The sequence below is a fragment of the Methyloligella halotolerans genome, assembly GCF_001708935.1.
GTDB lineage: Bacteria > Pseudomonadota > Alphaproteobacteria > Rhizobiales > Methyloligellaceae > Methyloligella > Methyloligella halotolerans.
This window is the reverse complement of the sequence record NZ_MASI01000003.1, coordinates 248,961-260,321: the sequence shown is the minus strand read 5'-3', so window position 1 is coordinate 260,321 and position 11,361 is coordinate 248,961. Positions and strand designations below refer to the sequence as shown.

Below are 11,361 nucleotides of genomic sequence, written 5' to 3'. Positions count from 1 at the left end.
GTCCGGCATTCTAGAACAACTCTTAACTGCCAACTTCGTCCCAAAGATGGACGAAGCGCGCATTGAACGTATCGTCGGCGCGCACGGCGTCCGGCTCCAGCCCCTCACAGGAGATCGAGACCAACGCCTGATTGCGCCAGCATGATGGCAATGAAAACCTTGCAAACCGGGGAATATCGTTCAGCCAGGGCGTACGGTCGGCAAGATCCCGCGCGCCCGCCTCACCCAGGGCCCGCACCGTGACCGGGGATTCGGCGGTATCCGCGAGGGAGACGACGAATCGATTGTCCCACAGCGCGCGTTCGCCGGGCTGTAGGATAAGTTCGGCAATACCGTCCCGCCGGAGCTCCCGTGCGATCTGAAGCTTTCCGCTTCCCGCGACGATCCGGCAGCCGCCAAGCGTCCTTGCCGCAGCGTGATCCGCCCGAAGGTCGTCCAGCAGTGTCTCGAACTTGGCGAGCCGGACCGGTTCCTGGCGGCCGCCCGTCATGGCCACGAGCCGCTGCAGCGTCCGCAGCGCGATCTCGTCGGGGGCATCCCGCAACCGCACCCCGTCCACCTCGGCGCTGCCGGCGCAGCTGAGGCGCACCGCGCTTGCCATGAACTCCGCGGCCGCCTCGTCGAGTGCCGCCCGGGCCCGGGATAGCCGCTTCGCGGCAAGCGCCAGCGCTTCCGGCGTGAGCCCAAGAGCCTGCAACGCGGCCTGCTCCTTCCGAAGCCGCGCCCGTTCGAAACGGGAGTCCGTGTTGCTGGGATCCTTTGCGTAAGGAAGACCGGCCGCCGCGACCGTCGCGATCAGCCGCGCCTTCGGCACGTCGAGCAGTGGACGATGAATGGCGATGCCTGCCCAGTCGCCCCGGGAGGGGATAGCGGCAAGCCCATCCAGCCCGCTGCCCCGGGCGAGCCGCATGAGGAGGGTCTCCGCCTGGTCGTCCAGATGATGGGCCGTGAGTAGCGCGGGAATGCCCGCCTCATGGCAGTAGCGCGCCATGAGGTCGTAGCGCGCCCGACGCGCCCGCGCCTGAATGCCGGACGCCTCGGTGGTGTCGGGCTCCCAACGGAACGTCCTGTGGGTAAATCCCATCTCCCCGGCGATGTCGGCCACCACGGCGGCTTCGCTCGCCGATTCGGGCCGCAGACCGTGATCGACCGTCAGCACCGTGATCTCGGCGCTATCTCCGCGCGACTCCGTCCAGCAGCGCAGAAGATGCAGCAACGCCATGCTGTCCGGCCCGCCCGACACCGCCACCGCAAGACGCGGATATCCGGTGAGCGGCGCGAAACACCTCTCCCAAACCGATTCCGGCAATGGCGAATGAGTGTCGGTCATGGAAAGACCGGTTCCTTGGCCCGTCCGGGCTCCGGCAGCGATCAGTGCCGGAACGTCCGGGATCTAGACAAGGCCTCTGGGTTCGATGGCATCGAAGCGGACGGGCGCCAGCCTAGGCAAGGACGCCCCGCTTCCGATCGGAATAGAAAAGCCACCGGAACGCGGGAGAATCAAGCTCCCCCGCGCCGAAATACGCGCTTCAGGCAGATTCGAGCCTAGCGCTGGGCCATTGCCCGCGTGTTCAGATTCGTCTTCACCCGGCGGTTCTGGGACCAGCACGAGATGTTGTCGCAAACCGCGACCGGCCGCTCCTTGCCGTAGGAGATCGTGCGCATCCGGGCCGGGTTCACCCCCTGCTGCGCCAGGAAGTTGCGCACCGTCGTCGCACGGCGAGAACCAAGGGCGATGTTGTATTCACGCGTACCACGCTCGTCGGCATGGCCTTCGAGGGTGATGGAGTATTGCGGATACTGGTTCAGCCACCGCGCCTGATTGCGCAGGATATTCTGCGCCTGAGGCGTCAGATCCGTGGCATCGGTCAGAAAGTGAACCGTGTCGCCCACATTCTGGGAGAAGTCCTGGCTCGAGCCAGGCGTGGCCGCGCCTGCACTGCCCAATCCGTTGGCGCTCCCATATTCCTTGGGGCTCTGACGGGCGCAGGCGGCCAGAATGACAGCAATGGTGAGGACGCAGGCAATGTGCCCCGTCCGTCTCGCGACTTCGTTGAAGCGCATCGACAGAAACTCCCGCTAAACAGACTTAGCAAAGCGTTATGCTGAAATGCTTAACTAGTCATAAATTGCAGGGGCAACTAAGCCGCCTGGCATGGCAAAACGAAGACAGGAATCCAGGCATAAAAAAAGACCCGGCTGCGGGGCGCTGTAACAAATAAGCCACAGCGCCCCGGCATCCAGATCTATCATGCAGAACGTGACGTTCTGCTCGACAGAAAATTCTTTGGGTTATTCGCGTTAGACGCGAGCAACCTGCTCCAGCACCACGGCGGAACCAAGCTTCAGCGGCTCGGTCACGACAGTCTTCTCATGATGATGGAAGCAGCCGCCCAGCGCAACGGCGGCGGCCACGAGCGTGGCGGCGACGATAACGCCCTTCATACCCTGCATGGTCTTCTCTCCTTTGGTTAATCGGCAGTAGCCAAGTTTTGGAATACCGGCGTGCCACTGTCAGATCAAGAACGGACTAGACGTACCCAACACTTTGTCGGGTATTGGTGCGAAAATGCCACGCTGCACTTCAGGCCCCCGCATGACCCCCATACTAGCCAATTACCGACTATCGGCCAAGATGGTTAATAGGTGGTAAGCACACGTCTAGGTATGGGAACGATGCCGAAAAGCCACGCCGGATCAGACCGCAAGAAGCGGTCAGTTGAAGCGCTCAGTTGATCAGTGGCGACCATGCGGGATCGGAGGCGAAAGAAGGCGTCTGCACCTGACGCTCGTTGTAGCCGGTGAGGTCGACCGAGTAGAGCTTGGGTCCGCCTTGCGGCCCCGGCGAGTCGCGGAAGAACATGATCACCCGTCCGTTCGGCGCCCAGGTCGGCCCTTCGTTGTGGAAGCCCTCGGTGAGGATGCGCTCCCCCGTCCCGTCCGGCTTCATCACGCCGATCAGAAACCGTCCGCCCGACTGCTTGGTGAAGGCGATCAGATCACCTCGTGGAGACCACACAGGCGTTGAATAACTGCCATTTCCTGAGCTGATACGGTGCTGGCCCGAGCCATCGGCATTCATGACGTAGAGCTGCTGGCTGCCGTCCCGATCCGTCGTGAAGACGATCTGCCGCCCATCCGGCGAGTAGGACGGCGACGTGTCGATGGCGGGCGTGTTCGTCAGCCTGCGCATCTGGCGGCTGCGCAGATCCATCTCGAAGATGTTAGCGGCGCCCTCCTCCTGCCGGCTCATGACGATGCGCTGCCCGTCGGGCGCGAAGCGCGGCGCAAAGCTCATGCCGGGAAAACTGCCGACGATCTCCTTCTGACCGGTCTCGATATTGAGCAGGAAGACCTTCGGCTCGCCCCCCTCATAGGACATGTAGGTGATCTCCTGGGTCGAGGGGCTGAAGCGCGGGGTCACCACCAGCTCCGATCCGGAGCTCAGCAGCCGCACGTTATGGCCGTCCTGATCCATGATCGCGAGCCGCTTCACCCGCTGGTCCTTGGGGCCCGACTCATCGACGAACACGATTCGCGTGTCGAAATAGCCTTTCTCGCCGGTGATTCGCTCATAGATCGTATCGGCGATGATGTGCCCGATTCGCCGCGAATCCTTCGGCCGGGTGAAGAACTGCTCGCCCGCCAACTGACGGCCTGAATAGACGTCCCACAGGCGGAATTCCGCCATCAGCCGGCCATCGACCGCCGCGATGCGCCCGACCACCAGGGCTTGCGCATTGATGACCTGCCAATCCTGGAACCGCGGCGGCTGATTCATGGTCAGATTGGTCTGGATGAAGGCGCCCTGATCGATCGGCTTGAACAGCCCCGAGGATGCCAGGTCGTTGGTGATAACCTCGGTGATCTCCTGGGCCGCCCGCGGATCCACCGACCCGTCCGCCTGGAACGGGGTGATAGCGATGGGCACGGCCTTGATGTTGCCCTGGGTGATGTTGAGCTCGAGCTGGGCATGGGCCGCTGCGCCAGGGCGACCGTGAGAGCACAGAGCAGCGCAAAGGCTCCGGCGGCGCCGAGCCGCGCCAGAAGCCGGGATCTCCCGCCCCTGCCACCGTCGAAACGCTTCGGGTCGCTCGGAATGGAACCGTCTGCAAGCTGCTTCAGCATGGTCATTTGCGCGCTTCTTTGAAGAATCGAATCGTCTGTTGCCGGTCTAACCCGCCCGATACATATCGCTCGGATCGAAATTGAGGATCATGTCCCGCCAAAGCGAGTATTTTTCAATCGGCAGCGGATATGGCTGGCACTGATAGACGGCCCGCACCGCGCTGTCCGCCGCCGCCCGAAAGAAGGGCGAGTTCCCGCTGTTCTCCACCGTCGGATACCCAACCAGCGTGCCGTCCTCGTTAAGCTGCATGCGGAGCTTCACGATGATGCGCTCCGCACCGAGCCCGCCCGGCGGCAGGTTCCAGCACTGGGCGATCCGAGACCGCAAGGCATCGATCTCGTTCACCGACATGGTCAACTCCGTCCCGTCGGTCTGGCCGTGGACCTCCTCTTCCGCCTGCTCCTGGGGCGGCTCGTCCAGCGTAGGCTCCTCGCCGCCGTCTGGCATCTTGTTCAGAAGCGCAGCCAGCCTGTCCGTGCTGGAATCGCTCTGGGTCTCCGGCGCAGGCCGGTTGCTCCGGCTCGGCGTCTCGGCCTGCTGCTTGGGCTGGGGCGGTGGCGGCGGCTTGCGCAACGGCGCGCTCGGCGTCGGCCGGTTCTCGGCGACCTCGGCAGGATCGGGCGATTCGTCGGGTGGTGGCGGCGCTTCGGCCGTCTCTGGCTCAGGTTCCGGGTCCGGCTCGGGCGGATCCGGGGGAAGCGGCGGCACGTCCTCTTGGACCTGCTCCTCGGGCGGAGTCTCCTCGACCGGCGGCGCTTCCTCGGGCGGAGGCGGCGGAGGCGTCGCTTCCTGCTCGGCCTTCTTCTCGTTCACCGCGACCGGTTTTTCTTCCTTCGGCTTCGGCGCAAGGGGCGCTTCGCTTTTCGCGTCCTGGCTGCCCGCCTTGATCTGCGTCAGCTCCGAAGGCGTGAGAATTTCCACGGGGATCTCGCGGATCGGATCGCCGTCTAGCGGCGAGCCATCGATCACGACCACGAGCCACAGCACGATTGCGACGTGCAGAGCGGCTGAGATGAAGGCGCTCCTGCCCAAGGTCTAAAATGCCCCGTCTATCCTAAAACTGTCCGACCCGCGGTTCCTAGTTTTCAAGCGGCGCCTGCACCAGGCCCACCCGCGTGAACCCCGCACCGTTGATGGCGCCGAGGACTTTCGAGATCAGCCCGTAATTGGTGGCGTTATCGCCCCGCACATAGATGCGAGCTTCCGTGTTGTTCTCACTGATAGCCTTGAGTTTTGGCACAATTTCGTCGAGCTGAAGCTCCGTCTCCTGCAGGAAGATCTTGCCGTCGCCGGAAATGCTGATCTCCAGCGGCGGTTCTGTGGCGCTTTCCATCTGGTTGGCGCCGGTCTTCGGCAGGTCGATTGGCACGCCGACTGTCAGCATCGGCGCCGCCACCATGAAGATGATGAGTAGCACCAGCATCACATCGACCATGGGCGTGACGTTGATCTCCGCCATGGGCCGCGCGGTGCGCCGGCGCCGGCTGCGCCCGCCCCCGTTGCCGCCTGTCTGCAAGCTGGCGCCCATGGCTCAGCCTCGGTCGATCTGCCGTGACAGGATGGCGGCGAACTCGTCGGCGAAGCTTCCATCCGCGCCGTCAGCCGCGCCACGTCGTTGTTGAACTTGTTGAAGAAGATAACCGCTGGAATGGCCGCCAGCAGGCCGAGCGCAGTGGCGAACAGCGCCTCCGCGATGCCCGGCGCCACAACGGCAAGATTGGTGTTCTTGCTGTTCGCGATGGCCTGAAAGCTGGTCATGATGCCCCAGACCGTGCCGAAAAGCCCGATGAAGGGGGCGGTCGAGCCTACCGTCGCCAGGAAGTTCAGCCGCCGCTCGAGCCGGTCGACTTCGCGGTTGATGGTGACATCCATCACCTTCTCGATGCGGAGCTGCACGCCGTGAGTCGGCTTGGACGTCTGTTCGAGGCTGCGCTTCCACTCCCGCATCGCCGCCACGAACATCGCCGCCATCGAGACGTTCCGCCGCTGGGAGAGCGCCTGGTAAAGCTCCTCCAGAGACTGGCCGGACCAGAACACCTGCTCGAATCGGTCCGTTTCCTTCCGGAATCGCGCGTAGAGAAAGATCTTCTCGATGATGATCGCCCAGCTCCAGACCGATGCGAGCAGCAGCCCGATCATCACTAGCTGGACGATGATGTGAGCATTGGCGAACAGAGAGAAGATCGACAGGTCGACAGTCGCTTCCGGCGGATTCATCTTGGCCTCATGAAAAAGCGTGCCCCGTACCTGCTCTGCTGACACACGAGCCGGCCTTTTGGGTCCGCGACGCGTTGACGCGGGTAAGCAACAGCAAACTGACAGGAAGACTCGAGGACTAGAGCCGAACTGGCTCCATGCGCAAGCATGAGCCCCGAATGTGACGCAACTTAAGCAGCGTTGCCAGGGGTATATGAAGCCGTCGCTCTGACTTCAGTTCCGATTGAGCCCCATCTCGCGGCTTTGAAGCTTAAGCTTCCAGAGAACTTCCATTGCAAGGATGTCCTCAACGGCCGCCATTGAGCCAGCGACTTCAAGAATCGAGACCTGATAATCGCTGGGATCGCGGCTCTTCAGAGCGACATTACCGCCATGTCCATCACCGACATAGTCGAGCCACCGGCTATGGAAACCTCCGTCGCCTACCGCAGCTCCAACGTACTGCTCCTTTGTCGCCGGACATGTCAGCAGATAGACGCCCCGAGATGCTTTCAGGGCGGCGATCCAACCCGCAGGAAGATTCTCAATTTTCGATAGCGAGGTGACGAAGTTCGAATAACCGGGAAATTCCGGTTCCGCGAATGCAGCACGGATTTCCGAGACAATCTTATTCTGATTGTCTGCACGCTGGATCCATGACCTCTCGCCATGTCCCCACTCTATGAGCAACCTGCCAGCGAGGTCGTTTAGTCGATCATCCAGCCTCAGCTCATATACATCGCAAGTGCCAACCGGACTGAACCCAGACGCATGCGGCCAATGCATTACCGACTCATTCAGACCAAGGCAGCGCGATTGATAGAGGCCAGCGAGTAAGGTCTCCCCAGCGTGGTTCACAACGAAAGAAATCCAGAACTCGGCACTCAACTTGGTCCGGTTCGAAGGACTCTGAGTCGATTGATACTCTTCGAATGCAGGTCGATCGTCTCTCCAGAGTTCGTAAGGCGTTCGGCCCTTGTCTGACCGGCTATCCTGATGCCTCAGAAGTCTGACCGAACCGGGCGCGATGCCCATCTGATCGAGAAGAGAGTTGAACAAGAGCTCCATTCCTCTCCTTCTCCTCAGCTTCTTGTGTAGTCCGCCAGCGCCTCGCGAATCATCTTGCCGATCCGCTGGGGCTTACCGGCCGCCGAGATCAGCACCACCACCACCTTGGCCCGCACCAGCACCGTATCGCCGCGCTTCACCTCCTGGGTGAGGGTCAGGCTCGCCCCGCCAATCTCCGAACAGACTGTTTCCACCTCCAAAACATCGTCCAGCTTAGCCGGGCGCAGATAGTCCATCTCGATCCGCCGCACCACAAAGACGGCGCTTCGCCGTCCTCGGGGTTCTTCAGGTCCTGATGGTGGATGCCGAGCAGCCGGATAAAGTCAGACCGGCCGCGCTCGATGAATTTCAGATAGTTCGCGTGGTAGACGATGCCCGCGAAATCCGTGTCCTCGAAATAAATGCGGACGGGCAGCACGTGGCGGTCGCCCTCGATCCGCCCGGCGAGATCCGGCCAATTCGAACTCACTGATCGCCACCCTGATCGAACAACGCAAACTGGCCGGCAGCCCGCTCCGGCACGGCCAGCCCCAGATGGGCGAAGGCCTGAGCGGTGAGAAGCCTTCCCCGCGGCGTGCGGCTGATGAAGCCCTGCTGCAGGAGATACGGCTCGACGATCTCCTCCAGCGCATCGCGCGGCTCCGATAGCGCAGCCGACAGCGTCTCGATCCCCACCGGGCCGCCTTGGTAGTTCAGCGCCATGCAGCTGAGATAGCGGTGGTCCAGCGCATCCAGCCCGCGGGAATCGACTTCGAGCTGCAGCAGGGCCTTGTCCGCCAGATCGGCGTCCACCTGCTCCGCGCCCGCCACATTGGCGAAGTCCCGCACCCGGCGGAGCAGCCGGCCCGCGACGCGCGGCGTACCCCGGGCGCGCTTGGCGATCTCTTCCGCTCCTTCTTGAGTGAGAGGCAAACCGAGCAGCCGGGCGCCACGGCGCACGATCTCCTCCAGCTCCTGGGCGGTGTAGAATTCCAGCCGGACCGGAATGCCGAACCGGTCCCGCAAGGGTGTCGTGAGCAGGCCCGTCCGGGTCGTGGCCGCAACGAGGGTGAACTTCGCCAGATCGATGCGCACCGACCGGGCCGCCGGCCCCTCCCCGATGATCAGGTCGAGCTGGAAGTCCTCCATCGCGGGATAGAGCACCTCCTCGACCGCCGGGCTGAGGCGATGGATCTCGTCGATGAAGAGGACGTCGCCCTCTTCCAGATTGGTGAGCAGTGCCGCCAGATCGCCCGCCTTAGCGATGACCGGCCCGGAGGTCGCCCGGAAATTGACCCCAAGCTCCTTCGCCACGATCTGGGCCAGCGTGGTCTTGCCCAGACCCGGCGGGCCGGCGAACAGCACGTGGTCCAGCGCCTCGCCGCGGGTTTGGGCCGCCTCGATAAACACCTTGAGATTTGCGCAGGCCTTCGATTGGCCGATAAACTCGCCAAGCGATTGCGGGCGGAGCGACGGCTCCACCTCGTCTTCCGGCCGCTTGGCGCCTGCCAGCATCCGGTCGCTCATCGCGCAAGCTCCTTCAATCCGAGCCGGATCAGCTCTTCGGTCTTGGGCGTACCGTCAATCGCTTTGGCCGCCGACGCAACTGCCGCAGCCGCCTGGCCGTGGGCATAGCCGAGATTGGTCAGCGCCGAGACGGCTTCTTGCGCCGCCATGCCTTCGGGGATTTCGATCGGCTGCTCGCCACCGCTGCCACCGCCGGGCCCGAACGCAGGCGACAGGGCCGGCATCTTGTCCTTCAGCTCCGAGACGATGCGCTGGGCGACTTTCGGCCCCACGCCCGGCGACCGCGCCACGGAGGCCTTATCCTGCAGCGCCACCGCGTTGGAAAGATCCGACGGCGACAGCGTGCCAAGCACCGCGATCGCGACCCGCGCGCCCACGCCCTGCACCGATTGCAGCGCCCGGAACCAGGCCCGCTCATGCTCCGTACCGAAGCCATAGAGCCGGATGGCGTCTTCCCGGACATGGGTATCGATGGCGAGGCTCACAGCCTCCCCGACGCCGGGCAATTGTGACAGGGTCCGTGACGAGCAGGTCACCTCGTAGCCCACCCCGCCGACGTCCAGGATCAGCGTGTCCGGCCCCACCGCATCGAGCTTGCCCGTCAGCTTCCCGATCATCGCGCCGCCCTCGCAAGCTCGCCGCGCTGCACCCGCGCGGTGACGGACGTCCGGCAATGGGCATGGGTGATAGCGATGGCGAGCGCGTCGGCGGCGTGCTCCGTATCGGGGTTCGACCGCGGCAGGAGATGACCGACCATGGCGTGGATCTGCTCCTTGCCCGCGTGTCCCGTGCCGACCACGCTCTTCTTCACCGCATTCGGCGCATATTCCGCCACTTCGAGGCCGAGGAGCGACGGCACGAGCATCGCGATGCCCCGCGCCTGGCCGAGCTTCAGGGTCGCGCGGGCGTCCCGGTTCACGAATGTCTCTTCCACGGCCGCCTCGTCGGGAGACAGCCGGTTCAGGACCTCGCTCAAGCTGTCGAAGATCTGGCGCAGGCGCACCGAAAGCGCCTCTCCCGCATCGGAGACCACGGAGCCCGACGCGACATAGGTCAGCCGCGGCCCGTCGCTCTCGATCAAGCCCCAGCCGGTGCATCTCAGGCCCGGATCGATACCGATGATGCGGATCGCCGCCATTCAGGTCTCCCTCGCGAATCGCGCATGAGAGTAACGCGAATTGCGAGCCAAAACCCCTCCCAACGCATGCCCGAGCTACAGGGCCTCAAGAGCGGCTTTACGCGCTCATCCGCTCCCAGAGATCGTCGGAGACCTCGAAATTGGCGTAGACCTGCTGGACGTCGTCGGAATCCTCCAGCGCATCCAGCATCTTCAGAAGCGTCTCGCCGGCGCCGTCGTCCAGCTCGATGGTATTCTGGGGACGCCAGACCAGCGCCGCGCTGCGCGGCTCGCCCAGGGTTTCCTCCAAGGCCTTCGCCACGTCGTGCAGGGCGTCGCCCGCGCAATAGACCGTGTGGCCGTCCTCGTTGGACTCCACATCGTCGGCGCCGGCCATGATCGCAGCCTCCAGCATCTCTTCGCTGGTCGCCGCCTCTGGCGGATACTCGATGGCCCCCATCCGGTCGAACATGAAGGCGACGGAGCCAGTCTCCCCAAGATTTCCGCCATGCTTGGTGAAGGTCGAACGCACATCCGCCGCCGTGCGGTTCCGGTTGTCGGTCAGCGCCTCGACGATCACGCCGACGCCTGCGACGCCGAAGCCCTCGTAGCGGACTTCCTCGTAGGACTCGCCGCCCGCCTCCTGGCTCTTCTTGATGGCGCGCTCGATATTGTCCTTGGGCATGTTCTGGGCCCGCGCCGCCTGCACGGCACTGCGCAGCCGCGCATTGGCCTCCGGATCGGGCAGCCCCATCTTGGCCGCCGCCGTGATCTCGCGGGACAGCTTGGAGAACAGCTTCGAGCGCTTCTTGTCCTGCGCGCCCTTGCGATACTGAATGTTCTTGAACTTCGAATGGCCTGCCACTCGCGCTCACCTTGTCGCTTTTGACTATGGGGAATCGTCGGCTTTATAGGCGCGCGCTCGAACAAAATCCAGACTCGCAGCGCCGAAGCGGCCGCCGTTAATTCAGCCTTAACCCTAACGCTTCGAGAATCCGCTCCTCAAGGCGCCGCCAGGCGCCGATAGGATTCATCCGCGTGACGACAAGGAGCGGCCATGTCTCGCCAAGCCGAAACCAGTGCAATCAAGTCTCAGGCGAAGCCCAAGCGGCCGATCCTCGCCCTGTCCGGGCTGTGCAACGATGCGGCCGACCACGTCGCCCGCGCCCGCGTCGCTCTCTTCGACGAGACCGCCGACACGGAGACGGCCATGAACCAGCTCGACGACGCCATCACGCTCCTGAAGAGCGTCGTCGCGGCGAGCAAATCCGTTCTGAAGGAAAACGAGGCCGCGCTGAAGAAGACCGCGTAGCCGATCCCATCCGGACAAAGTCCGATGGGATAA

At 63.7% G+C, this 11,361-nt stretch carries 14 protein-coding genes and 1 pseudogene; 2 read left to right on the top strand and 13 right to left on the bottom strand.

Going from position 1 to position 11,361, the window contains the following annotated elements; translation table 11 throughout:
• Positions 1 to 22: 22 nt before the first annotated feature.
• The 9 genes and pseudogenes from tilS to A7A08_RS17325 form a co-directional block, all read right to left on the bottom strand.
• The gene (tilS, locus tag A7A08_RS07645) at positions 23 to 1,330 is read right to left on the bottom strand and encodes a tRNA lysidine(34) synthetase TilS (protein ID WP_083226561.1); all 1,308 of its coding nucleotides are present in this window, start codon (positions 1,328 to 1,330) and stop codon (positions 23 to 25) included.
• A 215-nt stretch (positions 1,331 to 1,545) separates the two neighbouring features.
• Positions 1,546 to 2,064 (bottom strand): peptidoglycan-associated lipoprotein Pal, encoded by a 519-nt coding sequence (gene pal / locus A7A08_RS07640; RefSeq protein ID WP_069094910.1) that lies wholly within the window; start codon positions 2,062 to 2,064, stop codon positions 1,546 to 1,548.
• 237 nt (positions 2,065 to 2,301) lie between these two features.
• Positions 2,302 to 2,454 (bottom strand): hypothetical protein, encoded by a 153-nt coding sequence (locus A7A08_RS16225; protein ID WP_169822953.1) that lies wholly within the window; start codon positions 2,452 to 2,454, stop codon positions 2,302 to 2,304.
• Positions 2,455 to 2,728: 274 nt separating this feature from the next.
• Entirely contained in the window at positions 2,729 to 4,009 is a 1,281-nt protein-coding gene (gene tolB, locus A7A08_RS07635) for a Tol-Pal system beta propeller repeat protein TolB (RefSeq protein ID WP_208430599.1), read from the bottom strand.
• Positions 4,010 to 4,174: 165 nt separating this feature from the next.
• Positions 4,175 to 5,161, bottom strand: coding sequence for a cell envelope integrity TolA family protein (locus A7A08_RS07630; protein WP_069094908.1), 987 nt, complete (start codon positions 5,159 to 5,161; stop codon positions 4,175 to 4,177).
• A gap of 46 nt (positions 5,162 to 5,207) precedes the next feature.
• The gene (gene tolR, locus A7A08_RS07625; RefSeq protein ID WP_069094907.1) at positions 5,208 to 5,657 is read right to left on the bottom strand and encodes a protein TolR; all 450 of its coding nucleotides are present in this window, start codon (positions 5,655 to 5,657) and stop codon (positions 5,208 to 5,210) included.
• A 3-nt stretch (positions 5,658 to 5,660) separates the two neighbouring features.
• Positions 5,661 to 6,346 (bottom strand): annotated as a pseudogene (gene tolQ / locus A7A08_RS07620) (protein TolQ).
• Positions 6,347 to 6,559: 213 nt separating this feature from the next.
• The gene (locus A7A08_RS07615; protein WP_069094906.1) at positions 6,560 to 7,393 is read right to left on the bottom strand and encodes a GIY-YIG nuclease family protein; all 834 of its coding nucleotides are present in this window, start codon (positions 7,391 to 7,393) and stop codon (positions 6,560 to 6,562) included.
• A gap of 14 nt (positions 7,394 to 7,407) precedes the next feature.
• A complete protein-coding gene (locus A7A08_RS17325) occupies positions 7,408 to 7,629 on the bottom strand; it encodes an acyl-CoA thioesterase (RefSeq protein ID WP_342586635.1) in 222 nt (73 codons plus the stop codon).
• Positions 7,630 to 7,688: 59 nt separating this feature from the next.
• On the opposite strand from A7A08_RS17325, the gene A7A08_RS17320 reads away from it, so the two are divergent.
• Complete coding sequence (locus tag A7A08_RS17320) at positions 7,689 to 7,865, top strand: hypothetical protein (protein ID WP_342586634.1); 177 nt, start codon at positions 7,689 to 7,691, stop codon at positions 7,863 to 7,865.
• Here A7A08_RS17320 and ruvB read toward each other — a convergent pair.
• From ruvB to A7A08_RS07590, 4 genes are all read right to left on the bottom strand, one after another.
• Positions 7,859 to 8,899 carry a Holliday junction branch migration DNA helicase RuvB gene (ruvB, locus tag A7A08_RS07605; protein ID WP_069094905.1) on the bottom strand — a complete coding sequence of 347 codons (1,041 nt, stop codon included), beginning with the start codon at positions 8,897 to 8,899 and terminating at the stop codon, positions 7,859 to 7,861. The genes A7A08_RS17320 and ruvB overlap by 7 nt on opposite strands.
• Positions 8,896 to 9,516, bottom strand: a complete 621-nt coding sequence (gene ruvA, locus A7A08_RS07600; protein WP_069094904.1) for a Holliday junction branch migration protein RuvA — start codon at positions 9,514 to 9,516, stop codon at positions 8,896 to 8,898. The genes ruvB and ruvA overlap by 4 nt, the downstream gene beginning before the upstream one ends.
• Positions 9,513 to 10,037 (bottom strand): crossover junction endodeoxyribonuclease RuvC, encoded by a 525-nt coding sequence (ruvC, locus tag A7A08_RS07595; protein WP_069094903.1) that lies wholly within the window; start codon positions 10,035 to 10,037, stop codon positions 9,513 to 9,515. The genes ruvA and ruvC overlap by 4 nt, the downstream gene beginning before the upstream one ends.
• Positions 10,038 to 10,134: 97 nt before the next feature.
• Positions 10,135 to 10,881: a YebC/PmpR family DNA-binding transcriptional regulator gene (locus tag A7A08_RS07590; protein ID WP_069094902.1), complete on the bottom strand. Its 747-nt coding sequence runs from the start codon at positions 10,879 to 10,881 to the stop codon at positions 10,135 to 10,137.
• A 192-nt stretch (positions 10,882 to 11,073) separates the two neighbouring features.
• Here A7A08_RS07590 and A7A08_RS07585 point away from each other — a divergent pair, with 192 nt between their 5' ends.
• Positions 11,074 to 11,328 carry a hypothetical protein gene (locus A7A08_RS07585; RefSeq protein ID WP_069094901.1) on the top strand — a complete coding sequence of 85 codons (255 nt, stop codon included), beginning with the start codon at positions 11,074 to 11,076 and terminating at the stop codon, positions 11,326 to 11,328.
• The last annotated feature ends 33 nt before the right edge of the window (positions 11,329 to 11,361 follow it).

Bases quoted from the DNA above. Each gene is read 5' to 3' on its own strand.
- tilS (WP_083226561.1), bottom strand. From the start codon at position 1,330: ATGACCGACACTCATTCGCCATTGCCGGAATCGGTTTGGGAGAGGTGT.
- pal (WP_069094910.1), bottom strand. From the start codon at position 2,064: ATGCGCTTCAACGAAGTCGCGAGACGGACGGGGCACATTGCCTGCGTC.
- A7A08_RS16225 (WP_169822953.1), bottom strand. From the start codon at position 2,454: ATGCAGGGTATGAAGGGCGTTATCGTCGCCGCCACGCTCGTGGCCGCC.
- tolR (WP_069094907.1), bottom strand. From the start codon at position 5,657: ATGGGCGCCAGCTTGCAGACAGGCGGCAACGGGGGCGGGCGCAGCCGG.
- A7A08_RS07615 (WP_069094906.1), bottom strand. From the start codon at position 7,393: ATGGAGCTCTTGTTCAACTCTCTTCTCGATCAGATGGGCATCGCGCCC.
- A7A08_RS17325 (WP_342586635.1), bottom strand. From the start codon at position 7,629: ATGGACTATCTGCGCCCGGCTAAGCTGGACGATGTTTTGGAGGTGGAA.
- A7A08_RS17320 (WP_342586634.1), top strand. From the start codon at position 7,689: ATGGTGGATGCCGAGCAGCCGGATAAAGTCAGACCGGCCGCGCTCGAT.
- ruvB (WP_069094905.1), bottom strand. From the start codon at position 8,899: ATGAGCGACCGGATGCTGGCAGGCGCCAAGCGGCCGGAAGACGAGGTG.
- ruvA (WP_069094904.1), bottom strand. From the start codon at position 9,516: ATGATCGGGAAGCTGACGGGCAAGCTCGATGCGGTGGGGCCGGACACG.
- ruvC (WP_069094903.1), bottom strand. From the start codon at position 10,037: ATGGCGGCGATCCGCATCATCGGTATCGATCCGGGCCTGAGATGCACC.
- A7A08_RS07585 (WP_069094901.1), top strand. From the start codon at position 11,074: ATGTCTCGCCAAGCCGAAACCAGTGCAATCAAGTCTCAGGCGAAGCCC.